This is a genomic window from Robbsia andropogonis (genome assembly GCF_000970345.1).
Lineage (GTDB): Bacteria > Pseudomonadota > Gammaproteobacteria > Burkholderiales > Burkholderiaceae > Robbsia > Robbsia andropogonis.
Window position 1 is genome coordinate 17,746 of record NZ_LAQU01000024.1, and the last position, 22,949, is coordinate 40,694.

Annotated in this window: 22 protein-coding genes and 1 pseudogene; 6 read left to right on the forward strand and 17 right to left on the reverse strand. The window is 56.7% G+C overall.

Annotated elements, in window-relative coordinates:
* Nucleotides 1-9 precede the first annotated feature (9 nt).
* The 7 genes from metC to WM40_RS19030 form a co-directional block, all read right to left on the reverse strand.
* Nucleotides 10-1,224 carry a cystathionine beta-lyase gene (gene metC / locus WM40_RS19000; protein WP_236693594.1) on the reverse strand — a complete coding sequence of 405 codons (1,215 nt, stop codon included), beginning with the start codon at nucleotides 1,222-1,224 and terminating at the stop codon, nucleotides 10-12.
* Between the two features lie 53 nt (nucleotides 1,225-1,277).
* Nucleotides 1,278-2,495, reverse strand: coding sequence for a porin (locus tag WM40_RS19005; protein WP_052738411.1), 1,218 nt, complete (start codon nucleotides 2,493-2,495; stop codon nucleotides 1,278-1,280).
* Nucleotides 2,496-2,557: 62 nt separating this feature from the next.
* Nucleotides 2,558-3,364: an amino acid ABC transporter ATP-binding protein gene (locus tag WM40_RS19010; RefSeq protein ID WP_024904341.1), complete on the reverse strand. Its 807-nt coding sequence runs from the start codon at nucleotides 3,362-3,364 to the stop codon at nucleotides 2,558-2,560.
* Nucleotides 3,364-4,032 (reverse strand): amino acid ABC transporter permease, encoded by a 669-nt coding sequence (locus tag WM40_RS19015; RefSeq protein ID WP_024904342.1) that lies wholly within the window; start codon nucleotides 4,030-4,032, stop codon nucleotides 3,364-3,366. The genes WM40_RS19010 and WM40_RS19015 overlap by 1 nt, the downstream gene beginning before the upstream one ends.
* Nucleotides 4,033-4,046: 14 nt before the next feature.
* Entirely contained in the window at nucleotides 4,047-4,778 is a 732-nt protein-coding gene (locus tag WM40_RS19020) for a transporter substrate-binding domain-containing protein (RefSeq protein ID WP_236693595.1), read from the reverse strand.
* Nucleotides 4,779-5,034: 256 nt separating this feature from the next.
* The gene (locus tag WM40_RS19025) at nucleotides 5,035-5,814 is read right to left on the reverse strand and encodes an SDR family oxidoreductase (protein ID WP_024904344.1); all 780 of its coding nucleotides are present in this window, start codon (nucleotides 5,812-5,814) and stop codon (nucleotides 5,035-5,037) included.
* A 26-nt stretch (nucleotides 5,815-5,840) separates the two neighbouring features.
* Complete coding sequence (locus WM40_RS19030) at nucleotides 5,841-6,773, reverse strand: 4-hydroxy-tetrahydrodipicolinate synthase family protein (RefSeq protein WP_024904345.1); 933 nt, start codon at nucleotides 6,771-6,773, stop codon at nucleotides 5,841-5,843.
* Between the two features lie 195 nt (nucleotides 6,774-6,968).
* On the opposite strand from WM40_RS19030, the gene WM40_RS19035 reads away from it, so the two are divergent.
* Nucleotides 6,969-7,907, forward strand: coding sequence for a LysR family transcriptional regulator (locus WM40_RS19035; RefSeq protein ID WP_024904346.1), 939 nt, complete (start codon nucleotides 6,969-6,971; stop codon nucleotides 7,905-7,907).
* A gap of 120 nt (nucleotides 7,908-8,027) precedes the next feature.
* Here the strand turns inward: WM40_RS19035 and WM40_RS19040 are convergent, their stop codons facing one another.
* Nucleotides 8,028-8,711, reverse strand: a complete 684-nt coding sequence (locus WM40_RS19040; protein ID WP_046153655.1) for an HAD-IA family hydrolase — start codon at nucleotides 8,709-8,711, stop codon at nucleotides 8,028-8,030.
* A 234-nt stretch (nucleotides 8,712-8,945) separates the two neighbouring features.
* Between WM40_RS19040 and WM40_RS19045 the strand changes: the two genes are divergently transcribed.
* Nucleotides 8,946-9,137, forward strand: coding sequence for a YqaE/Pmp3 family membrane protein (locus WM40_RS19045; RefSeq protein ID WP_024904348.1), 192 nt, complete (start codon nucleotides 8,946-8,948; stop codon nucleotides 9,135-9,137).
* A gap of 361 nt (nucleotides 9,138-9,498) precedes the next feature.
* A pseudogene (locus WM40_RS28895) lies at nucleotides 9,499-9,933 on the forward strand (DNA-3-methyladenine glycosylase I); the annotation flags it as partial.
* Between the two features lie 136 nt (nucleotides 9,934-10,069).
* Here WM40_RS28895 and WM40_RS19055 read toward each other — a convergent pair.
* The 5 genes from WM40_RS19055 to WM40_RS19075 form a co-directional block, all read right to left on the reverse strand.
* On the reverse strand, nucleotides 10,070-11,050 hold the full coding sequence (locus WM40_RS19055) for an AEC family transporter (RefSeq protein ID WP_024904351.1): 981 nt from the start codon (nucleotides 11,048-11,050) through the stop codon (nucleotides 10,070-10,072).
* A gap of 161 nt (nucleotides 11,051-11,211) precedes the next feature.
* Nucleotides 11,212-12,111, reverse strand: coding sequence for an ABC transporter permease (locus WM40_RS19060; RefSeq protein ID WP_024904352.1), 900 nt, complete (start codon nucleotides 12,109-12,111; stop codon nucleotides 11,212-11,214).
* Nucleotide 12,112: 1 nt separating this feature from the next.
* Nucleotides 12,113-13,000, reverse strand: coding sequence for an ABC transporter permease (locus WM40_RS19065; protein WP_024904353.1), 888 nt, complete (start codon nucleotides 12,998-13,000; stop codon nucleotides 12,113-12,115).
* Between the two features lie 68 nt (nucleotides 13,001-13,068).
* Nucleotides 13,069-14,433, reverse strand: coding sequence for an ABC transporter substrate-binding protein (locus tag WM40_RS19070; protein WP_024904354.1), 1,365 nt, complete (start codon nucleotides 14,431-14,433; stop codon nucleotides 13,069-13,071).
* 91 nt (nucleotides 14,434-14,524) lie between these two features.
* A complete protein-coding gene (locus tag WM40_RS19075) occupies nucleotides 14,525-15,592 on the reverse strand; it encodes an ABC transporter ATP-binding protein (protein WP_046153657.1) in 1,068 nt (355 codons plus the stop codon).
* 332 nt (nucleotides 15,593-15,924) lie between these two features.
* Here WM40_RS19075 and WM40_RS19080 point away from each other — a divergent pair, with 332 nt between their 5' ends.
* From WM40_RS19080 to WM40_RS19090, 3 genes are read left to right on the forward strand one after another with little or no spacing between them, the layout of a single operon-like run.
* Nucleotides 15,925-16,956: a polysaccharide deacetylase family protein gene (locus tag WM40_RS19080; protein ID WP_081765017.1), complete on the forward strand. Its 1,032-nt coding sequence runs from the start codon at nucleotides 15,925-15,927 to the stop codon at nucleotides 16,954-16,956.
* Entirely contained in the window at nucleotides 16,953-17,780 is an 828-nt protein-coding gene (locus tag WM40_RS19085; protein WP_082102966.1) for a GntR family transcriptional regulator, read from the forward strand. Before WM40_RS19080 ends, WM40_RS19085 begins: the two co-directional genes overlap by 4 nt.
* 29 nt (nucleotides 17,781-17,809) lie before the next feature.
* On the forward strand, nucleotides 17,810-18,406 hold the full coding sequence (locus WM40_RS19090) for a flavin reductase family protein (RefSeq protein WP_046153658.1): 597 nt from the start codon (nucleotides 17,810-17,812) through the stop codon (nucleotides 18,404-18,406).
* Nucleotides 18,407-18,418: 12 nt separating this feature from the next.
* On the opposite strand, the gene WM40_RS19095 is transcribed toward WM40_RS19090, so the two are convergent.
* The 4 genes from WM40_RS19095 to WM40_RS19110 all read right to left on the reverse strand — a co-directional run bounded on the left by WM40_RS19095 (nucleotide 18,419) and on the right by WM40_RS19110 (nucleotide 22,889).
* Complete coding sequence (locus WM40_RS19095) at nucleotides 18,419-19,099, reverse strand: SDR family NAD(P)-dependent oxidoreductase (protein ID WP_046153676.1); 681 nt, start codon at nucleotides 19,097-19,099, stop codon at nucleotides 18,419-18,421.
* 175 nt (nucleotides 19,100-19,274) lie between these two features.
* Nucleotides 19,275-20,075 (reverse strand): DeoR/GlpR family DNA-binding transcription regulator, encoded by an 801-nt coding sequence (locus tag WM40_RS19100; RefSeq protein ID WP_024904359.1) that lies wholly within the window; start codon nucleotides 20,073-20,075, stop codon nucleotides 19,275-19,277.
* 110 nt (nucleotides 20,076-20,185) lie between these two features.
* A complete protein-coding gene (locus WM40_RS19105; protein ID WP_236693596.1) occupies nucleotides 20,186-21,457 on the reverse strand; it encodes a sialidase family protein in 1,272 nt (423 codons plus the stop codon).
* Nucleotides 21,444-22,889 carry a sodium:solute symporter family protein gene (locus WM40_RS19110; protein WP_046153659.1) on the reverse strand — a complete coding sequence of 482 codons (1,446 nt, stop codon included), beginning with the start codon at nucleotides 22,887-22,889 and terminating at the stop codon, nucleotides 21,444-21,446. The genes WM40_RS19105 and WM40_RS19110 overlap by 14 nt, the downstream gene beginning before the upstream one ends.
* Nucleotides 22,890-22,949: the final 60 nt, after the last annotated feature.

Genomic DNA, 22,949 nt, shown 5'->3' on the forward strand with positions numbered 1-22,949 from the left:
TTTTTCAGACTAGCGATACATTTTCATGGCGTCGAAGGCTTGCGACAGATCTGCAATCAGATCCTCGACATCCTCGAGTCCAACATGTAACCGGTACGCTTGTCCCGCATACGGCCAGGGAGCGACCTCGCGTTCGCCGTCCGGATTGAACGGTACGATAAGGCTTTCGTAACCGCCCCACGAGGCACCGAGGCCGAACAATTTTAGCGCGTCAATAAAAGCCGTCGTTGCGGCAACCGGTGCGGGCTGCAACACAATACTGAACAATCCGCTCGCCCCGCGATAATCACGTTTCCAGAGACTATGGCCTGGATGCGAAGGCAGTGCAGGATGAAGAACCGTATGCACTTCGGGGCGAGTGGACAACCACGTCGCCACGCGCACGCCACTGGCAAAGTGTTGCTTCAAGCGTACCGACATCGTCCGTATACCACGCAGCGCGAGATAAATATCGTCTGGCCCCGCGGTATAACCTAGATCCTGCGTTGTTTGTTTGATTTGCGGCCAGGCGGACGAATTGGATGTCACTACGCCCAACATCGCGTCCGAGTGCCCGACGATATACTTGGTAGCGGCTTGAATCGAAACGTCCACACCATGTTCGAATGGCTTGAAGTAAAGCGGTGTTCCCCAGGTATTGTCCGCGATCACCGTAAGATCGTGACGATGTGCGATACGTGACAGGGTTGGAACATCTTGCATTTCCAGCGTCTCGGAACCTGGGGATTCGATATATAGCACCCGTGTGTTCGGCCGGATCAACGCTTCGATCGATTCGCCGGCGGAAGGCACGTAAAACGTCGTTTCCACACCCATCCGCTTGAGTAGGCGAATCGCGAAACTCCGTGTAGGAGAATAAGCACTGTCCGTCATCAGCACGTGGTCGCCGGCGGCGACAAAGGAGAGCAATGCGCCGCTGCAGGCGGCAAGACCCGATGGATAGACCAACGCACGATATCCCCCCTCAAGTGTGGCAATCGCTTCCTGAAACGCATGCGTGGTAGGTGTGCCAAAACGACCATAATACGTGCCGACAGCACCTGAGCGTTGCGCTTTTTTCTTTTCTTGCCATTCCGCAAGTGACGATGACAAGATCGTGGAACCGCGAATGATCGGGGTATTAACCACGCCGTTAAATCGCTCTGGATGCCGTCCAACGTGGACGACGCGCGTTTCGTCCTGGAGATGACTCGCCATGAATAGGTGCCCGTTGATGGAAAACATTGGAAATCCTGATGTAACGTCTTCCAGACAGTCTCATCAAGATGTTGGCGTGGCTAGAACGATTGCTGCAGACCGACGCGAACGGCTAGCTGATTGGCTGTCGTCGATGCCGTGAGCAAATTTAAGTTCGCGACGGCTTTTTGCCCCATCGAGTTCGTTCCCGACGCATGTTGCCAGGCACCGATTACATAGAGGCTCGTTGATTTTGACAACGCATATTGAGAACCCAAGGTGAGCTGCTCATATTTCGCCGCTTCCGCTTTGGTATAAGCAAATGACGAGGCCAGTGCCAACGAAGGGGTCAGCTTGAATTTGTAAATCAGTTCTGCACTAGTAAGTACTGGGTTGATGCCACCGACAGGCGTAGTCGTGGTTTTCTTTACGGCGTTGAATTGCGTCCGTGTCAATGTCGCGGCCAGGGTTGCGCGTCCCAAGACATACGCGCCGCCAATACCATAGGTGTCGATACTTGCCGCCGACGTATAACCTTTGAATATGGGATTCGTGACAGGGTTCGTGAAGGTCGTGTTGGCAACGGCTGACGTGCTCGCGTCAAAATACGTTACGGCAGGATTGTTAATATGATGAAAAACGGCACCTAGGGAAACGGGGCCTGCTAAATATTGCGTGCCCAAACCCCACACTTGGTTCGTGCCTATTGAACCGGCAATCCCACCGACACCATACAAACCGCCCACGCTCAACCCATGATAGCTTTGCGAAGAAAATTTTATGGTGTTATTAAACTTGTAGTCCGCGAAGGTGTTATCGAGATCCCCCGCATGCGCCGCCATGGACCCACCGAACAGAACGGACGCACTGTATGCGCCTAAATAGGTGACCATGACATCATCTTGACGCCCTAGCGTGACTTGCCCAAAGCGATTCTTCAGCCCAACGATGGCCATACGCCCGAATTCTCTAGAATTCTGCAGGTTGGCCCCTGTCATCATATTAAAGCCGTTCTCCAACTGGAATAACGCCGACGTACCCCCGCCAAGATCCTCGGTGCTTCTGAGGCCCCAGCGGCTGCTTCCACGCCCCCCGCTGGTGGCTTGGAAAGCACTTTTTCCACCCGCGTTATTGGTGTACGTCACCCCACCGTCGGCGATGCCGTAAAGCGTCACGCTACTTTGTGCAAGGGCTTGCATCGCGTTTGCGCCCAACGCTGCGCACAGCCCCATACGAACACCGAAAAACACCAACAGATGTCGACATTCTCCTTTCTCTTGCGCAGTCCCGATGAATCTTTTGCTTATGTATTTTTTCATTCGTGGTCCTATATTTAAAATATAAATGCAGTTAAGAAAGAAACTAGCGATTTACCCGTTATTCATGAAACGTGCTGCGTCTGTGTCAAGGTTTGTAATTCCGGCGAATGATATCGCGCTAGGAACGCTTGTGTGAGAGGGTGCGATGGTACGTCTAATACCTGTCGTGCCGGACCGATTTCCACGACCACACCATCTCGCATGAACACCACCTGATCAGCGACGTCGCGAGCGAAGTTCATTTCATGCGTGACCAAAAGCATCGTCATGCCTTCATTTGCAAGGGCTCTTATCACATTCAGAACTTCGCCGACTAATTCGGGATCGAGAGCAGATGTAGCCTCATCAAACAGCATTACCTCGGGGCGCATCGCCAAGGCACGGGCGATCGCCACGCGTTGCTTTTGTCCCCCCGACAGACGATCCGGATACATGGCCGCTTTATCTTCCAGTCCTACCTTAGCCAGCAAGGCCAACGCTTGAGTCCTGGCCTCTGTTTTTGGCGTATGTAATACGGATAACATGCCCTCCATCACATTTTGGAGTACGCTCAAGTGCGGAAACAGATTAAAGTGCTGAAATACCATCCCGGTGCGGGCGCGGAATTCCGATAGGACTTTATCTCCTGGAAGACGCGTTTTAGCGCGGTCGAAAGATTGCAACGTACGTCCAACACGAATGGAACCGGTGTCAGGAATCGTCAGTAGATTGATGCTGCGTAACAACGTTGACTTCCCGGAGCCGGAAGGACCGATCAGAGCCACCACTTCCCCTTTCCTTACGTTCAAGGAGATGTCGCGCAGGACCAGATTATCACCGAACGCCTTGCTTACGTGATTGACTTCTATCATGTTTTCCATATCATTCATCAATGTGCCGATACGGTACCAAAGCTGCTCTCGATACGCCGAGACGCAAATGTCGCGGGTAAAAGCAAGGCGAGATAAACCAAAGCGACGATGGAATAGGACTCTAGCGGGCGGAACGTTTCGTGTGCGATGGTTTGTCCTTGATACAAGACATCAGGCAAAGCGAGAACCGATAGCAGCGATGTGTTCTTCAACTGCATGATCGATTGATTCATGAGCGCCGGTATCATCCGGCGACAAGCTTGCGGCAATATGATGCGTAACATAATCAGATGGCGGCGCATTCCCAATGCCTTGGCCGCCTCCGCCTGGCCCCTGTCAATGGAAAGCACGCCACCACGGACGAGTTCCGAATAAAAAGCACCGCCATACAATGTCAGTGCCAGCACGGATGCCGTGGCTGCTGACATTTGCACGCCGGTCAATACCGGAAGTGCATAGTAAAACCAGATCAGTTGCACCAGAACGGGAGAGCAGCGAAATATTTCGACATAAAAACGGAAAGGCCCGGCAATCCAACGGGCCGTTGATAAACGTCCCAGACCGACTAAAAGCCCTACGCCCATACCTGCCACTATTGTGATAAGGGTGTATCGCAATGTGTAGCCAATACCCACCATGAAAAGCTGCCAGTAAGGCAGAATGTCAGAAAAATTCCAGTGATACACGTCGCCCCCGTAACTTAAAAGTTGACTTGCGATGGAATATCACTGGGCTTCACCCCCACCAGCTTCTCTAGATTACTCAACATGATCTGCTTGATTTTTCCGCTCTGATGCATGCCTGCCAACCACTTATTGAAGTACCCCTGCCACGCATCGCTTTCTTCCTTGGGCAGTGCCGCATTGGTGGTGGTAGACGCCATCGGTAGAGGCACGATAAGGTGTCCCATCGACGGATTTTTCTTCAGCATTGTCAATGCGAGAATGATGACGGTTACCTGGCAATCGGCCCGGCCGGCCTGTACTGCCAACGTTGCGTCATTCGTCTTGTCGAATCGCATGATGGTGGCCTCCGGGCAAGTCTTGGTCACCAGGGCATCGTAGGACGATCCGAGATCCACCGCGATTCGTACGCCTTTCTTGTTAAGCGACTCCCAAGTTGTTGGGTTAAAGCCAGGACGGGCCACCAATGAATTGGCGTTATGAAAAAGCGGATCGGAAAACGCGACCGCTTCGCGTCGTTGCTCCGTGGGAAACAAACCAAAAAATACATCTATCTTACCGGCCTGTAGATCCAATACCGCGTTACCCCATGTTGTTTCGTTAATCTGAGTAGTTGCGCCCAGACTTTTCGCGAGGTCCGAGGCCATATCAATCATGCAGCCTTCCCATTGATTGCTGACGATATTTTTGTAGTAGTAAGGGGTACCACCACGAACGGCACCGATACGCAGGATTTTGGTCTTTTGCACTCGTTCAAGCGTGTTTCCGAACGAAGGCTGTGCCCACGTTTCATGAGCGAAAAAGCTCGCACTAATCAAGCCGCCTGTCTGTAACAAAAACGTACGTCGATTAGACATTCTGTAACCCCGTTTTGTAGTGTGCTTGCGCATCAGTAATGGTGACGTCATGCGGCGCCAATCCAAGACTGGACTGAAGTGACAGCGGCAAGCCACGCCATGCAACCATTTTCACAAAAACTGGATATTCCCCGGTATAACGCCTCTGTCAGAACGTGCCCGGATAACTGCCGCCATCGACCAACAGATTTTGTCCGGTGATATATCCTGCATTTGCAGAACAGAGAAAGGCGCAGTACTGTCCAATCTCCTCGGCGGCGCCATAGCGCTTGGCCGGTGTCGATTGCTGCCGCGCGTCCCAGATCGCTTGAAAATTTTCATCCGTGACATTCGGCATGTTACGAATGTGGCGAACTTGCGCGTCAGTGGCAAAGACGCCAGGCAAGAGGTTGTTGATCGTGACGTTGTGGGCTACCGTCTGCCTGGCCAATCCGCCAACGAAACCTACCAATCCCGACCGCGCACCGTTCGACAGGCCCAATTCACTTTGCGGTATTTTTACGCTGCGGGACACAATATTGACGATCCGGCCAAATTTCCGATCCATCATCCCGTCAACCGTGCGCCGGATCATTTCGATCGGCCCGAACATCATCTGGTCGATCGCTTGTATCCAATCGTCACGACGCCAATTCCTGAAGTCTCCCGGCAATGGTCCGTCACCGTTATTGATCAAGATGTCAGGTGCCGGACAACTTGTTAAAGCGGCATCGCGTCCTGCTTCCGTCGCAATATCTGCTACCACGACATCCACGAAATGCCCGCTGATCGCCTCGATTTCTTCCGCTGCGCTCCGCAACGTGGCCAAGGTGCGCGCGGCAATGGTCACTTGCACGCCTTCCATCGACAGTTGCAGCGCACATGCACGTCCCATACCTCGGCTACCGCCAAAAACAAGCGCGCGTCGGCCGCTGATCTGAAGATCCATATTCTTTTTCCCTTTTCGCGCGCTGTTTAGCGTTCGAGAGGCCGCATTGGGAAGTCATATTGTTTGTCCAGGCCTAGATGACGTACCGCGCGTAGCCCGCGTTCGAGCGCCTCGCCTTCCAAGCCACGCAAAGGACGGCGCAAATCGCCAGCGGGCAATCCAACCGCTTTCATCAAGCATTTCACTGCAACGGGATTTATCGCGGAATACGTGTAGTGAAGGATGGGCAGCATGCGAAGGTAGGTCGCCTTGAATATTTCTGCTTGCTCAGGTGTTTTCCAGGGCGTAGAAATCGTTGCAATCTCAGCGGGTGCAATGTTGCCCGTCATATTTGCGGTACCATGCCCACCCAGACTCATGGTAGGCACGACCAATCCCAGGTTCGGTGAGTCGCAGCACATGATGGATACATCCGTGTTCGCCGCGAGCATTTGCGCAACCTGTCCTACACGGGTAGTCGATTCCTTATGAACCACATAATTTGGGTGCTTGAATATGCGGATCAAGCTGTCCCAATGTAGATCAGTTTTTACACGCGGCGGATTGTTATAGATACCTAGCGGCAGATCGGTCGCATCGGCCACTTCCAGGAAAAACGACTCACCGTCTGTTTCTGGGGCACAAATATAAGCCGGCGCGGCGAGGATCGCGCCATCTGCCCCGGCATCTTTCGCGAATTTGATATTGGCGATTGTCATATCGGTGTTGCCGCCCGTACACCCATAGAAGAAGGCCATTTTCCCGGTCTTCATCTTTGCCGTTTCGGCAATCAGTTGCTTACGCTCATCCGGCGTCAGCATGGATGCTTCGCCTGTCGAACCCATGAAAAGGATGGCTTTTGTACCGTTATCTTCTTGAAATTTTAGTAGCGTTCGAAACGCTTCGAAGTCAATCGATCCATCTCGATTGAAAGGGGTAATTAGTGCAACGAATGATCCTTCGATTTTCATCTTTGCCATTTTCCGTCCTTTTTTTCGATTTACCAGGTGATGAGCATCGCGCTCATCTTGATGTACTTGCCGAAAATGTCCACACGCGTTTCAAGAGAATCGCGAGAACCATTTACCTATATGTCGGTGATGAATCAAGTATTGACAGCGAAAATTATCCGAGCAAGCATGCTTTATTGAAACTCAATTACTTTTGGTAATCACATGAACCTCGCCGACCTTCGCTATTTCATCGCTGTCGCCGAAACGGGCTTGCTACACAGGGCGGCGTCGGAAGTGGGTATGAGTCAGCCGGCGCTTACCAAGGCGATACGCCGGCTTGAGGCACAGTTGCATGTTCCGCTGTTTGACCGTACTCCCAAAGGAATGCGTTTGACGCAATTCGGTACGGCTTTTCAAGAACACGCGCGCGGTCTGGTGGCGGGCTTTCAGCAGTCCCTGAATCAAATCGAAGAATTACACGCGGGACAACTTGCAAAAGTACGCGTGGGGGCGGCCCCTGCCGCCGAGCCGTTAGTGGGTCGGGCTTTTTTGGCACTCTTGAGAAAACGTGCTGCAATGCGCATGGAAATCAAGGTGCAATTGTCCGATGGATTGCTGCGCTCCTTGATCGATGGGGATATCGACATTGCCGTTTCTCCCCTTCCTAGTCAACTGCCAGACGAGATACGTGCTCGAATACTATTTGATGAACCAACATCCATTGTCTGCAGAAAAGGGCATCCTCTGTGTGCGGCAAGGGATGCGGTAACCCCGGTGGAAATAGCGGCTTGGACATGGATCCTGCCCTCGACGCACGTCTCGGCGCGTCAACGAATCGATGGCTATTTTAGGAAACACGCATTGGACGGACCCAATGTGCAAGTAGAAAGTACCTATGGATCACCGGTCGGCGTGTTCACGCTGATCGCGAATAGCGACATGATCGGGGTCTGCAGCGCCCAGCATCGGCCTATCGCGGAGCAATTGGGCCTCGCGGTCATACCGGCGCCTGATCTGCGATGGTCGCGCAAGATTGCTTGCCTCATTCGTAAAACAGGAAAACTATCACCGCTTACTCAGACTTTCATCGAGTACATTGAAGCGGAAGCCAAGGTCATGCGTAACAATATTGACGCGCGCGCCGCCGATAGCACCTGGTAGCGCCCGTCCCTTGGCGCCGGAACGTCATTCAACGCTTTTTCATCTATCAATGAACCGATCCAAAAGCCACTTGCGCTTTAGCAAAAGCGTGCCGGCAAGTCGTCCGGCTAGTGAGACGGGTCAGCCAGCAACGACGCGTAGCCGCAACATGCCGCCTGGTTCAGACTGAATCGCGAGGTTTGCATAATCCGGCACAGCCAGGTGGGGCGTATTGACCGGATGGTCGTGCGTTGCCGTGATGACCACGACGTTGCTACCAGCAGCCTCGCCGGAGCGGACGCCGGCAGGCGCATCTTCCCAGACCAGGCAGTTCGGCGCAGTGAAACCCAGGCGTCTTGCGCCATGTAAGTAGGGATCGGGGGCTGGCTTTCCGTGCTGAATCTGCTCGGCAGTCACCAGTACGGGTGGGACGGCGATCCCGGCTGCATCCAGGCGCGCCAGCGCCAGCGCCTCGCTTGCTGAGGTAACGATGGCCCACCTAGTAGGCGGCAGGCTATTAAGGAAGCGCAAGACGCCTGGCAACGCGGTGACGCCGTCGAGATCGGCGATTTCCGCCGCGTTCAGCCATGCCGCCTCTTTTTCGGGATCAGCACAGGTGGGGGCGAAACGCTTGACTGTGTCGATTGCCCGCACGCCATGAATATGCGGTATCACTGATTCAGCGTCCAAGCCCATTTTCTGGCACCAGGCCGTCCAGATCCGTAGCGTGGCGGGAATGCTGTTGATCAGCGTCCCGTCCATATCGAAAAGAAACGCGTCGTAGGCGCGGTCGAGCGTTGGATGCTGCGGAGCGATGTCAGGCATGCGATACCGTAAAAGTGGAAGGTCAACCGGAATTTTACCGTGTATTAACATCCGCTTCTCCGATCTGCGGCAGGTAGTGATGTCGGATACCGCTCAGGTTTGCTCGAACATGCCCGAACACACCCATCCTCGACCGTCCCGTATAGCGGATCTGGTCGGAAATCTGCCTGATGTCGCTTACGATTTGCTATGCTACCAGCTGACTATACTACTTCGGCCTCGTGCCTGTTCGCCATGCGCTTGCTGCTTGCCTTGATTCTCCCGTGGTTGCAGTTCTTCACGATCGGACGCCCTTTCGCAGGCCTGATTTGCCTCCTACTGCAAATTACCGTGATTGGTTGGATACCTGCCGCAATCTGGTCTGTTTATGCGTTGAGCCAATACAAAACAGACGAGAAAATTCGTGCTGCAACAAGCGGTCGTTGATTTCGGGCACACGATTCTGCAATTCAGGCGGCAACGTCAGGCAGAGAGCGCACGCTCGCCTCTTTCACCGCGGACTGCCTGATCGATTCGATACCGAACGGCGGCGTCACGGTAAATAGTCACCGCCGGCCCCCTTGTGACTCCGTCCGCCGATGCATCGTTGAGCGACAACATCGTTCGCAATATGGTGACGATTTCGGTCTTGCCGCTTTTACTAAAAATGCTCGCCACGTGGTGGCACCATCCTGGCACTACGGTTTCTTCAGTCGTTTGACATCGCATCCTCATGATAGCCAAAACCGCTGCAAAGAAAGCCACGCCTGCGCGAACGCGATGTGTTTGGGCCGGAACGGACCCGCAGATGCAGGCCTATCACGATACCGAATGGGGCAAGCCACTGCGTGACAGTCGCGCGCTCTGGGAGTTGCTGATGTTGGAGGGGTTTCAGGCGGGACTTGCATGGGTCACGGTATTGCACAAACGTGAGGCATTTCGCGCGGCATTCGCCGGTTTTGATCCGAAGAAAGTTGCGCGCTTCGGTGAAGCCGATATCGTGCGCATGCTCGGCAACGCCAGTATCATCCGCTCACGGGCAAAGATAGAGGCGACCATCCACGGCGCACGCATTTATTGCGAAATGCAGAAAAACGGTGAGGAGTTCGCCGATTTCATCTGGTCTTTTACCGACGGCAAGATTCTGCGCGGAAATGGCGTCACCCGATACGTTACCACCCCTCTTTCCGAGACCATTTCCAAGTCTCTGAAGAAGCGTGGCTTCAAATTTGTCGGTCCGACAATCGTTTACGCCTTCATGCAAGCCTGCGGTATCGTCGACGATCACGAAATAGATTGTTTTGTCGATAACCAGGTTGCAACACGGCAGTCGCACTCACGCTGGCGCATACGTGTCGATCGACACGACCATCATGTCGTCAATTCGGTAACCACTGCGCGATACCCATCGACAAGGCCGTGGTTGCGACGCCTAGAATTGTCGACAGGGCCACGCTGGCGGTCACCTCGGTTTCTGCGGTACGGTAGCGAACCGCGAAGAGGTAGACATTCGCCCCTATGGGTAATGAAGCAACAACGGCCATGACCTTGAAGGGTAGACCGGTCAGTCCGAGCAGCAAGCCGGTGACAATGAATACGGCGGGATGCACGAGATTTTTCATCACGGCAAGCGTGAATGCGGCTTTCAGCCCGGATGTGACGGGACTGGACGCCAGGGTAACCCCTACCAAAACCAATGCCATTGGGGAAAATGCGTTACCGAGAATCTTAAGTGGCTCGTCGACCAGCGTGGGCACCGGTAATCCGGTAAGGCCATACGCAATTCCGCACAAAATGGGCAGCGGAATCGGGTGAAGGATCGAACCCTTCATCGCCTTGGCAACCGTACGCATCAAATGCCGCCAGCGCGCGACTCCAATAGGTACGGTAGCGCCTGCCGCGATCGCAAGCGCGGATCGTTCGTTGACGACGACGAACTCCAGCACGACCGTGACCATCGTCAGCATGATGAAAGCGTGTACCGAGATGAGGGCGAACAACGTAACCAGGCCTGCGTCGCCGAACGCGATATTGACCAACGGCACGCCGATCATCAAGGTATTCGAAAACGTACTTGCTAGCCCCATCACTGCGCCACGACGATTGCGGCCTTGCTGCAGAAACACGGCAAAGAAAACAACCCACATGGCAAAAAAATACATTGCCACCGGACGGAAATCCAGTTCCGCCACATGCACCTTGCTCATTGTCCGGAAAAGAAGCGCCGGCGCGAGGACGCAAAAGACGATATTCGAGAAATCCCCAAGCGAGGTGGACTTGACCCACCCTACCCGTCCGGCCAAATAGCCGACGGCAATCAACAAAACGATGGGAGACAGTGCGTGAAATACGGCAAGCATGGTGACAGGCGCGAGGCGCGAAAAGCTCCCGTGCCGAAGCGATGCGGGGAATCAGGACGTCAGGGACGCGATCAATGGCAAAGAGTATCTTAAAAACCTCGCGGTGACCAATCGCGGGCACGCTATCGCATGCAAAAGCGGCACGCGCGCGCAACACATCATTAAGCCGTTTTTTGTCGACGTACTCCCAACGCGCGCACCACAAACAGTCCTCCTATCATTACTGTCAGCGAAAGGACTGTGGTCATCGTTCCCAATGCATAAATGGCTGGTGTCGTGACGGACGTCGTCAGCCCTTGTAATTCGAGCGGTAAGGTGTTCAAGTCGCCGATGGCTTGTGACGTCCGCGCGATCTCATCCCAGGACAGTGTGAAGCCGAACATGCCGACGCCGATGACGGCGGGTCCGATGATCGGCAGCACCACATGGCGGAAGCTTTGCCACGGTGTGGCGCCGAGGTCGCGCGCTGCCTCTTCGAAGGCCGGGTTGAATCGATTGAAAACAGCGAACATGACCAACAACCCGAAAGGTAAGGTCCAGGTTAGATGCGCGCCCAGGGCCGAGGTGTATAGGCCCATGGCCGTGGTGTAGTTATCGGCGAAGTTTTGAAAGCCCAACGCGGTGGCCGTCGATTTCACACCAAGATCGATCAGGCGAAACATCAGGCCGATACCGAGTGAAACGATGATCGACGGCATGATGAGGCTTGATATCGACAGATAGAACACTGCCCCCGCGCCGCGGAAAACTTTGCGGAAGGCCAGCCCCGCACAGACCGAGCACAACACGGTCAGCGCGGTCACTACGAGTGCCAAGCGCATCGATCGGCCGAAGGCACCCCAGATATCCACGCCGCCGAGACCATTTGCCAAGGAACTGAACCAATGCAGTGACATCCCCCGCATCGGGAATGTCAGCCCCCCTTCCGGCCCCTGGAACGACAAGATGAAGATCGTGATGACCGGCCCATACAGGAACAGCACGAACAGCGCGAAAATGGCGGCGAGCCCATAGAAACTGGCGGGCCGGCGTTCACGGACCGGCGCGACGCGGGATTTCATCTCACAACTCCTTTCGGATATCGACGGCGCGGGTCAACCCCCATACCATCATCAGCACGACAATCAGCAACACGATGGCGTTCGCTGCCGCTAGTGGGAATTGCAAATCGCCGGTCTGTACCTGAATCATCTTGCCGACAGATGCCACTTGCTGCCCTCCCATCACGCCGACCGTCAGGAAGTCGCCCATCGCGATCGTGATCACGAAGATCGATCCGATGACGATGCCGGTACGTGACAAAGGCACCACCACATGCCGCACTACCTGCCAGGGGGATGCCCCTCCATCGCGTGCGGCTTCGAGCAAACCGCGATCGATACGCATCATCGCGTTGAAGATCGGCACGATCATGAAGAACGTGTAAAGGTGCACGAACGCAAGAACAACGGAAAACCGTGAGTACAACAGCCATTCCACTGGTTGATTGACGATGTGCAATCCGATCAGCGCGTCATTCACCAAGCCGTTCCGGCCTAGTAACGGAATCCAGGAGATCATCCGAATCACGTTCGACGTCCAGAATGGAATCGTGCAAAGCAGGAACAGGACCGTCTGCATGGCAACGGTGCGGACGTGAAACGCCAGAAAGTAGGCGATTGTAAAACCTAATACCAGCGTAATGAACCACGTAATGGCGGTCAGGCTTAAGGTGGACCAGTAGGTGCGGAGTGTGACGCACACATTTCCCGAAAAGCAGTTGTCGAAAACGGTTGCGTAATTCTTGAGGGTGAACGCCGGGATGATCTGGTATTCATTGTAGTCCCAGAAACTGACAACCAATGTGATCACCAGCGGCACCAGGAAAAACACGACGAATACCAGCGTGAGGGGTGTCACTTGCAACCAGGCTGCCGCTCTACGGCCCGTAACCCCGTACCTGTCGGCCATCTTTGCGGTGTGGACCGGGTCAGGCGCTCCGGCACCTGACCCCTGCGTCCCAGTGGATGCGGCTTCACTCATGCGGAGATGAACTCATTCCATTTCTGCACCAGATAAATGTTCTGGTCCATTACGGCATTCCAGCACGCTACTGCTCCCAGACGCTTGTCATAGCTGCCACCGTCGCGTACCGTACCGGCTTTTTCAAGCAATTGACCGTCGGGCGCATGAATGTCCTGCGTTGCCGGCTTGCCTTCCATCCAGTAATCCCATTCATAGGGCTGCATGAACTTGCGGGCGGTGTTCGTGACGCCGGGATAATAACCCTGCCGCATCAGGTAGGCGCCTGCCCAGCCATCCTGGAACCAATTGATGAACTCATAGGCAGCGTCGAGCTTGCGGCCTTGCAACGTCTTCGGCAGACCAAAACCCGACGCCCAGCCGCGATAGCCCTCCTTCAAGGGTTGGAAGACGCAGGCGACGCCCATTGTTCTGACCTTCGTCACCGCGGGCGACCACATCGACTGGATTACCACCTCGCCCGAGGCCATCAGGTTGACGCTTTCGTTGAAGTCCTTCCAGAACGCCCGGAATTGACCGGCACGCTTCGCCTCGACCAGAATCTTGATGGTTTGATCGATCTCGGCCTTCGTCATATTGCCTTTGTCGGCATACTTGAAATGACCCTGCGCCTCGATCGCCATTGCCGCATCCATGATGCCGATCGACGGGATATTCAGCAGTGCCGCCCGGCCTTTGAACTCGGGATTCAGCAATTCCGCCCAACTGTTAATCGGCCGCTTTATCAGGTCTGGCCGGATGCCAAGCGTATCGGCATTATAGGTGGTCGGAATCAATGTCATCCATTCGGTGGGCGACTTGGATAACGTGGTACTGCGTTGTCCTTCCAGGAACATCACTTTCTTGGGTGCCGTACCCTGCTCACCCACTGCCTTGCCGGCGACTTCACCACGCGTCAGCACCGTCGCGATTTGATCGGCGCTCTTGATTTTCTTGACATCCATTCCTTGCAGGACACCCGCCGGAATCAGCTTGGGCAGCGAAAAGTATTCGGTATCGCAAATGTCAAAGGAGTTCGGTTGCGTGATGATGCGTTTCGTCACGTCATCGGAAGTCAGCGAAATATATTGGATGGTGATACCCGTATCCTGCTGGAACTTCTTGGCGATGTCGGCGCTTTGATTGACGGCGGTGCCAACGTAGCGCAGCGTCACTTTTTCCTGTGCATGCACGTAGGGGAAGCCGATGATGCCTGCGCCGGCAGCGGCGCCCTTCAGGAACGTACGGCGCGACAGGCCGCCGGCACCGGCCTGCCCCGGATGCGCCGCACCTTGTTCACGTGCCGTCCCGGCAGCGGGACTGTCCGAGATCGCGCCCGATACGGCGGGCGATTCGAGGGACGGCGTATGGCGTTGCGTCATTACGTTCTCCAAACGAGGGGATCAGCGAAGAAATCAACAAAAATCAATACAATCCGAATGCATCATCACCGCGACATCGCATTGGCACGCCCTAAGCGCTTGCCGATTCCAACGGATGCGCATGTTGCGGATGCCACCACGCCGTGACCGGCGCACCGATCGTGAAAGCGCTGGCGTCGAACGCATCGTCCGGAAGCAGTGCGATCAGCTCTGAATCCGAGTCACGGTCCACCATCGGCGACGAGGCGTCTGCCAATGACGCCGTTGGGGAAAGCGTCATGCGCAGATGGGTGCCTTGGTATTCAATATCACGAATGGCGCAGTTCAGGCCGGGTGCGGATACACTTTCACCGGTACCGTCCGGAGCCGACGGCGTCACGCGTATATGGTCCGCACGCACCGTCCAGTGACGGCCCTCGCGTGCCACCACATTGTGGCCCCCCAAAAATCGCGCGACGAACGCGGTGCGCGGTCGATTGAAAACGGCCTGCGCGGTGCCGAATTGTTCAATCACGCCGTGATTCATCACAACCACGAGGTCGGCAAGCGCCAGTGCCTCTTCCTGGGAGTGCGTTACGTGTACGAACGTGATCCCCAATTCTTTCTGCCAACGCTTCAGTTCGGCTCGCATCTGCACGCGCAGGAATGGATCCAGCGCGGATAGCGGTTCGTCCAACAAAAGTACGCGTGGCTGGTTGAGCAGGGCCCGCGCCAGTGCGACCCGCTGCTGCTGGCCGCCCGATAACTGCGCCGGCAGCCGGTGCGCATACGGGCTCATCGAGACCAGATCCAGCAGCTCGGCCGCGCGCTTACGGCGTGCGGCTTTCTCCACACCGCGCATGCGAAGGCTGAACGCCACGTTGTCCAATGCATCAAGATGGGGAAACAGCGCGTAGCTCTGGAACACCATCGCGGTGCCGCGGGCGGTAGGCGGGGCGTCGGTGACGTTGCGATTACCGATCAGGATGTCGCCATCGCTGACTGCCTCGTGTCCGGCGATCATGCGTAACGTCGATGTTTTTCCGCAGCCCGAAGGCCCCAGCAGACAGCAGTACTGGTCGCCGGGGATACGCAGGTCGATGGCCTTGACGGCAACGGCGTCGCCATATTGCTTCGTGACGCTGACCAATTCGATATCGGCCGGTGCGGCGTGTTGCATCGATCGCTCCCCAAAAAGCGTCGGCATGGAGGTGCCGGTGCAGGCATCATGGAATGTCGGCCAGCAAACGCAAGACATATGCCACCGTTGCCGTTGCTCCCTCTTTTACCGCAAATACTTGCGGTAAAGCCTTGTATTCACGAGGATTGTGCGACTGCATTTTCAATCGTCGACGATCTCGCATGTAAATTGCTGACGATTGAAATGATGCGATGTATGCGGGCGTTTTATGAGATATCGGCACGATCGTGGTGCAGTGATGCGCATGGATGGGGCGTCGTGCACAGGCACCGGTCCGACCATATCCTTCTTTTTCTGGATTTCCTTACATCATGACTTCCGTTTCGCCCTCCTTTGCCGACGGTGCGCCTGCAACCAGCGATGATGCATTGATCGCCGGATGGACCACACCACTGGCATCGCACAATCGATTTGCCTACCGTGGCATAGACGACGGCCCGCCCCTTCAATGGCCCGAGGGGCGTTCACTGGCGGTGTATCTCGGTTTCAATATCGAACACTTTGCGTTTGGCGGCGGCATGGGGGCCGCACTCGGCCCCGTTTCGCCGGAACCCGATGTATTGAATTACAGCTGGCGCGAATATGGCAACCGGGTCGGCGCGTGGCGTTGCCTGGATTTGTTTGATGATGTGTCTTTTCCAGCAGGCGTGTTGCTGAACACGGCGCTGTATGATCACTGCCCCGAATTGATTGCCGCTTTTGCCGCTCGTGGGGATGAATTGATCGGCCACGGGCATACGAATGCGACACGCCAAAGCGACTTGGATCGCGCCGGAGAACGCGCGTTGCTTGCACATTGTCGTGCGCGTATCACGGCCGAGAGCGGCACCACGCCAACGGGATGGCTGTCCCCATGGATATCGGAAACCCACGACACGCCTGATCTGCTTCGCGAAACGGGCTATACGTACACGTTGAATTGGTGCCACGACGATCGTCCCACGCAGATGCGTACGACGCATGGTCCGCTATGGTCGATTCCGTATCCGCAGGAATTGAACGATATTCCGATGATCGTTGGTCGCAAGATGGATGGCCGGGATTTCGCTGACATGATTATCGATCAGTTCAATGAAATGCGGGAGCAGTTGGCTCGCCCGCGACGACGCCAAGCGCATGGCGGCGCGACGATCGTCGACGAGTCGACCGCTCAGGCGAGCGCGGGTGCGGTGCAGCCGCAAGCCCTCGTGATGGGCATCGCGTTGCATCCCTATCTTGTTGGACAGCCTTATCGGTTGAGACATTTACGGCGGGCATTACGGCACATCGCCGCGGCACGGGACGACGGCGATGTCTGGCTTACGACGCCGGGCGCCATCGCACAGCATATGGACGGGAAATGAAGGAACGCGTAAGCGCGCAACGTCGCATCACGGCCGCCGCGGTTTCTCGGGCGGTGCCGACCAAAAAATCGGTCAAGCGGGGGCTCGATGACAACGACGCATCGAACGTCGACTCGAAAATCGCCGCCACCGGGACGGAATCAATCGATAATGTCGAGGCGGGTACCGATCGCGTCATCTATCAGGCGATCTACGATGGTGTCATGCATCATCGTCTACTCCCTGGAACGAAGCTGCCGGAGCCGGAACTCTGCGATCTGTTCGGCGTAGGGCGGGCGGTGGTGCGTCGGGTTCTCGAACGGCTTGCCCATGAAGGCATCGTAACGATCCGCCCGAATAAGGGCGCCTCCATCAGCGAACCCACTCCGGCGGAAACACGGCAAATTTTTGAAGCACGTCGGGCGATCGAGGGCGTGCTGGTGGAACTCGCCGTCGCGCGCGCCACGCCGAAGGATGTAACGCTGCTGCGCCGTCAACTGGCCCGTGAGCATGAAGCCGTTCACCGATTCGATCAACCGGCCTGGGCACGGTTGGCCAGCGACTTCCACCTGCAGGTCGCAGCGTTGGCAGGCAACCCCATTCTGTTACGTTACCTGAAGGAACTCGTTTCCCGTTGCTCGTTGATCGTGGGTCTCTACGAAGCCCCCGGCAATGCACCTTGCGAACACGACGAGCACGCCGCAATCGTGGCGTGCCTGGCCGACAAGGATAGCGCAGGCGCAATCACCTTGATGGCAGCGCATTTGACGGACATCGAGCAACGTATTGACATGCGTCGTCGCCAGGGCGAAAAAACGCTGGCGCAGATGCTTGGCATCGTCTGACCTCATTCTTTTCTTGGATGCTTTCCTTCATGACAACGCTGATTCCGTTCGATGCATTGACCAGCCATCAACGCTATAAACTGATGGCAAGCCTGATCGTTCCAAGGCCAATCGCATTGGTCACCACACTTGGCGAACACGGCGTGATCAACGCGGCACCGTTCTCCATGTTCAATATGCTCGGTGAAGATCCGCCGATATTGATGATCAGCGTCAATGCCCATGACACGGGCGCGCTCAAGGACACCGCCGTCAATATCACACGGGAGAAAGAGTTTGTCGTGCATATCAGCGACGAGGCCATCGCGGAAAAGATGCATCGTTGCGGAGATCGACTTCCCGCGGAGCAAAGCGAACTGGAGCACGCCGGGTTGACGTCTGCGCCGTCCACGACCATTCGCACGCCACGCATTATCGAGGCACCGGTGGCATTCGAATGCAAACTATGGCAAACACTCGAAACCGCCAGCCGCCTTATTTTCATCGGCGAGGTGCAATGCCTGCATGCAAGGGAGGGGCTCGTCGACGAAGACCAATGGCGAGTCCGGCTGGAAGACTACCAGCCTGTTGGTCGTTTTGGCGCTTCGCTGTATGTGAGGACAAGTGATCGGTTCACATTGGGCTGACACGCGCGGGTTTTACAAGGATGCGCCACCGCACATGACGATTTGTTGTCCTGTAATCGCCGCAGCTGCATCACCCAGCAGGAACGCGGTGAGAGCAGCCACTTCGTCGGGATGCACAAAGCGGCCGAGTGGCGGCATCCTGGGTGGGGTCCCGGAGCGCCCTGCGCCATTCAGAAAGGGCGTATCGGTTGCACCAGGCGCAACCACGTTGACGGTGATACCACGCGTTATCGCCTCGCCAGCCCAGGACCGAGCCATTCCCACCAACGCTGCCTTGGTCGCCGCATATTGGCTGCGTCCGGCCGCGCCATTCGCGGTTCGGCTGCCGATCAATACCACGCGACCGCCGGGTATCATCCGTGGCAGCAGCGCATCGGCCAGATCCGCGGCAGCGGCGACATGCACTTCCCACATCGAGGCCAACGCGGCGGGATCGAGTTCGCCAGCCGGTGCGGTGCGCATCAGGCCGGCCGCATGCACTAAAGCGTCGGCAGGCGCCAGCGTTGCCGCCACTTCACGGCGCTGTATTGGATTGCCCAGATCGACCGGCACGATGGAAAGACGGCCCGCTGCCTCATGGTCGGCTAATGCCGCGATGTGTTTGGAGCGGCACAGACCAGTGACACGCCAACCGTCGTTCAGCAACCGCTGCGCGATTGCCAGGCCGATTCCGGACGATACGCCACTCACCACCGCATGCTGCCTATCGGAGGTTCCGCGGTCTTCCGGTGCGTGTGCATCACCCGCGTCCGGAGCGCCAGTAACCTGGGACAATGCACCCGGTACCGCGCTGGCGACGGTCGTTGCCGCATGTCGAATATTGGAAGTCACGGGGTGCGTTCCAAAAGAAAAGGGGAAAGCATGCTGATCACTGCACGATCTGGGGCGGTGTTGCGATACGACTCTCCCGGGCGGCCACCTCGATGGCCACGCCGGGTACGCGGTTAAACATCGACAGCGCCGTTGTCGTTGCTCCGGCATCAGTCAGCAGTGTCCATTGACGCTCCATCGGCGTCCAGTGTTGCTGGCTGGCCCGGCCGAGCTTGTCGGCGGTCACGAGCACAAAAACGTGTGCCGCCTGCCGAGTGACACACTCCTTTAAATAGGCCTGTTCCGCACTGGCTTCGCAAAGACCGCGTTGCGCAACCACGCCATCGGCACCCAGGAACGCCTTGTCGACAGTGATCCTGCTGAGCGCCAGTTGCGCCAACGGCCCGAGGGTACTCATGCTCGATGGACGAATATCGCCGCCAATCAGCGTCAACCTGCAATCCGTCGCCGCAAGCGCCGATACCACCAGCAAATTGTTGGTGACAACGTGCAAGTCGGCATGCCCGGCGAGATGTCGCGCGAGCGCTGCCGTTGTCGTGCCGCCATCGAGAAAAACCGTGTCCCCGGCGCTGACATGTCGTGCGGCGGCGCGACCGATCCAATCCTTCTGGTCGCGCCCGCTGTCCACGCGCTCGGCCAGCGTCGCTTCCGGCTCGTGTGTTTCCACGACTGCAGCGCCGCCATAGGTGCGCAGTATCAGCCGATCATCGGCCAACGCGCGAAGATCGCGGCGTACCGTGGCCTCCGACATCCCGAAATGAGCACATAAGGTGCCGACATCGGTCATCCCGCCAAGGACCGCTTCCAACATCGCCTCACGGCGCTTTGCCACTTTCATCTGCCTGTCTACGCCTCCCCTCTCATACCATCGGCAAGCTTCCCCGCTGTCTCTGCATGCTTATTGCACACGTCCGCGCCCTCCAGCGCCATGGTACCGCGACATCACCGTCAGCCACCGATCCACGCCTCTGAAACATTGACGTACTTGATCCGTTGGCGGAAGAACGTATAAGCGATATCGAGGGAACCATCCGGCGCCTCGATGATGGAGGGGTATGAGTATTCGCGGTTGCGCTGGCCTTTCGAGTCGTTGGTCAAGCAGAATCCGTCACCGAGTTCGAGATGGCGGGTCCGCCACGTCTTGCCATTATCCGTCGAAATCGCGAGCGACATCGGCGCGCGGGGTGCGCCCCAAAATGCCGTGCCGCGGGTGGAAGCGGATTGATCGCGCAATGGCGCGTTCGGGTCCTCTTCGGTGTCCTCGATGTCGTCATACAGTGACTTTCGCCGGCCGGTCGCATTTGATGCGTCACTGTGATTGTAGACAAGCGCCAGATGACCGTTGCGTAACACGACGAACTGCACGGACGCGTTGTTGTTGGGCAAAGTCGTCGGTTCCGGGGCGCTCCAGTCGCGACCATTCGTCGAGCGGCTTGCGTAGATCGTGTCCGCCCAGCGGCTGCGATACAGGGCCAGTAGCGTACCGTCGGCTAATTGTTGCACGTTCATATGTACGCAACCGGTACTATCTGGTACCTCATGGGTGCTCCAACTCACACCGCCATCACGCGACACCATGACCGCGCTGATATCGTCATTGCCGCTCCAACGCTCACCCGGTGCGCTGCGGCAGAAGAAAACGGGGCAAAGCCAACTGCCATCGGCCAACACCAACAGCGGCTGCCGCACGAAGGTGCCTGCCCGCTCGAACAGGGTCTCGATCGGGCCCCACGTCGTGCCATGATCACGGGAGATACGTCGCCGAACAATCGAGGTGTTCTGGTTACCGGACTTCTGCGCGGTGTACAACAGCCATAACGCACCGCCCGGGGCCGTGAACAGCACCGGGTTCTGCTCTGATCGGGTCGGATCGTCCGATAGCTTGACGGCCTCGCTCCATCGTGTCGTACCTGCCGCCAGTCGCGATGCGTAGATCGACACGTCGGGAATACCCTCCTGGGTCCCGCCAAACCACACACAGAGCAGATCACCATTCGCCAGCCGGTGGAGATTTGCGGCGTGATTCTGGACGCAGGCGCTAGGTAGGAATGCTTCGATACGACCCGAGTCTGCGAAATGCGTCGCCAGTTCGGTGCCGTCCCAACGCGGCGCACCAGTCAGTGGTCGGACATCGGCATCCGTGGCGTCGATCGCGCGTGCGTCGGTATTGGACAATGCAACTCCCATTTGCGGCTCCTTCAGTTGTTCAGTGCGCGTCATGGCGTGCCAACCGCGAGGCTCCCGCGGTATTGCCGGACATGTTCGCGTTGGCGGACTTGCTGCTCGACGGGAACAGCAAGCGTTCGACGACGATCACGACTGCCGGGACGGCCAGGGCGATATACATGTTATCGATGCCGAATGGATTGCCCAGCAGGTACCAGACCGTGGTGGCGATGGTCGCCGTGATCATGCCGAGGCAGGCACCGCGCGCGCTGTTATAAAACGGCAAATAAATACCGATCAATGCCACGACCGAAACCGTCAAGCGCAATGCGCGCGTGAAGAATGACAGTGCCAGGATTTGCGGGACGAACAGCACGAACACCAGCGGGATAATGCCGACGACCACCGAGATCCAGCGCGACATCTGAAATTCCCGTTCCGGCGTTGGGTTGTAGCGCGGTACGTAGAAATCCTTGACGACCAACGACGAGATCGACAGCGCGACAGTGCTGACACTCACGAAGTTCGATGCCACCAGCGACGTGGTGACGACGGCCGCCATGATCGGCGACATATGCTCGAGGAAAGTCGGCAGTGCGTACAGGCTCTTGATCCCTGGGAACAGGAACTTTGCAGCAACGCCGAGAAAACCGAGCGACAGCGCGATCGGAATACACAGCAACGCGCACCACAATGCCGACGCCCGTGCGGCGGAGGCAGTGCGTGTCGCAGAAATTGCTTGGAGGATGAACTGTGTCGAGAAAATGGCACCGGCGGTACCAATGACCCAGGCACCGATCGTACCGACCTTCAGTGAACCTTGCCAGGTGAAGTAGTGCTCGGGCATGGCCGCGCGCATCGGTGCGATGCCGCCGGTCATCCTCCATGCCACGACCACGAGGATCGAAATACCCAGCAGCTTGAACGCGCTATGAACAACGGTCATGTAAGCGACGCTTTTTAGGCCGCCCCATGCGAAGTAAATCGTACTCACGATGGCCGTGATGATTGCGGCGGTGGCCAGATTTGTCTTCAGTACGGTGGATATCGCCGCCGCGCCGCTGACATAGTTTCCGACGTTCACAAGGAATAGCGCATAGATCATGATTGCCGAGACGATCGTCTTGGCCGTGCGGCCGTATTTATTGGCGATGAACCCGGAGATCGTGAATTCGCCGGAGTTGTAGAACCGGCGGGCCATGAACAGCCCGAAGAGCAGGAATCCGATGGATGCGGCAATCGTCGACCACGATGCGGCAATGCCCACGTTAAACGCTTCCTGCGAGGTACCCACCGTTGATTTGGCGCCGATAAACTCGGACATCATCAGGAAGGCCACCAGCAGCACCGGCATCGAGCGGCCCGCCACCATGAATTGTGACGCATTGCGGCTACGCAATCGCACGCTGACGATACTCGTGATAACGATATAAACGGCCACCATGCCGATGATCAGCGTGGTGGTACCCAGGTTCGACGTGTCCATTCCTGTCTCCTTGTGCGATACCGTGGCACGCCTCGTGGTGGTGGCTCACGGATTCAGATC

What these genes read in the sequence shown, in the direction of transcription:
- WM40_RS19070 (WP_024904354.1), bottom strand. Translation starts at nt 14,433, where the DNA reads ATGACGCAACGCCATACGCCGTCCCTCGAATCGCCCGCCGTATCGGGC.
- WM40_RS19090 (WP_046153658.1), top strand. Translation starts at nt 17,810, where the DNA reads ATGACAACGCTGATTCCGTTCGATGCATTGACCAGCCATCAACGCTAT.
- WM40_RS19035 (WP_024904346.1), top strand. Translation starts at nt 6,969, where the DNA reads ATGAACCTCGCCGACCTTCGCTATTTCATCGCTGTCGCCGAAACGGGC.
- WM40_RS19025 (WP_024904344.1), bottom strand. Translation starts at nt 5,814, where the DNA reads ATGGATCTTCAGATCAGCGGCCGACGCGCGCTTGTTTTTGGCGGTAGC.
- WM40_RS19085 (WP_082102966.1), top strand. Translation starts at nt 16,953, where the DNA reads ATGAAGGAACGCGTAAGCGCGCAACGTCGCATCACGGCCGCCGCGGTT.
- WM40_RS19040 (WP_046153655.1), bottom strand. Translation starts at nt 8,711, where the DNA reads ATGCCTGACATCGCTCCGCAGCATCCAACGCTCGACCGCGCCTACGAC.
- WM40_RS19045 (WP_024904348.1), top strand. Translation starts at nt 8,946, where the DNA reads ATGCGCTTGCTGCTTGCCTTGATTCTCCCGTGGTTGCAGTTCTTCACG.
- WM40_RS19060 (WP_024904352.1), bottom strand. Translation starts at nt 12,111, where the DNA reads ATGAAATCCCGCGTCGCGCCGGTCCGTGAACGCCGGCCCGCCAGTTTC.
- WM40_RS19080 (WP_081765017.1), top strand. Translation starts at nt 15,925, where the DNA reads ATGACTTCCGTTTCGCCCTCCTTTGCCGACGGTGCGCCTGCAACCAGC.
- WM40_RS19010 (WP_024904341.1), bottom strand. Translation starts at nt 3,364, where the DNA reads ATGAATGATATGGAAAACATGATAGAAGTCAATCACGTAAGCAAGGCG.
- WM40_RS19100 (WP_024904359.1), bottom strand. Translation starts at nt 20,075, where the DNA reads ATGAAAGTGGCAAAGCGCCGTGAGGCGATGTTGGAAGCGGTCCTTGGC.
- metC (WP_236693594.1), bottom strand. Translation starts at nt 1,224, where the DNA reads ATGTTTTCCATCAACGGGCACCTATTCATGGCGAGTCATCTCCAGGAC.
- WM40_RS19105 (WP_236693596.1), bottom strand. Translation starts at nt 21,457, where the DNA reads ATGACGCGCACTGAACAACTGAAGGAGCCGCAAATGGGAGTTGCATTG.
- WM40_RS19030 (WP_024904345.1), bottom strand. Translation starts at nt 6,773, where the DNA reads ATGGCAAAGATGAAAATCGAAGGATCATTCGTTGCACTAATTACCCCT.
- WM40_RS19075 (WP_046153657.1), bottom strand. Translation starts at nt 15,592, where the DNA reads ATGCAACACGCCGCACCGGCCGATATCGAATTGGTCAGCGTCACGAAG.
- WM40_RS19005 (WP_052738411.1), bottom strand. Translation starts at nt 2,495, where the DNA reads ATGAAAAAATACATAAGCAAAAGATTCATCGGGACTGCGCAAGAGAAA.
- WM40_RS19110 (WP_046153659.1), bottom strand. Translation starts at nt 22,889, where the DNA reads ATGGACACGTCGAACCTGGGTACCACCACGCTGATCATCGGCATGGTG.
- WM40_RS19055 (WP_024904351.1), bottom strand. Translation starts at nt 11,050, where the DNA reads ATGCTTGCCGTATTTCACGCACTGTCTCCCATCGTTTTGTTGATTGCC.
- WM40_RS19065 (WP_024904353.1), bottom strand. Translation starts at nt 13,000, where the DNA reads ATGGCCGACAGGTACGGGGTTACGGGCCGTAGAGCGGCAGCCTGGTTG.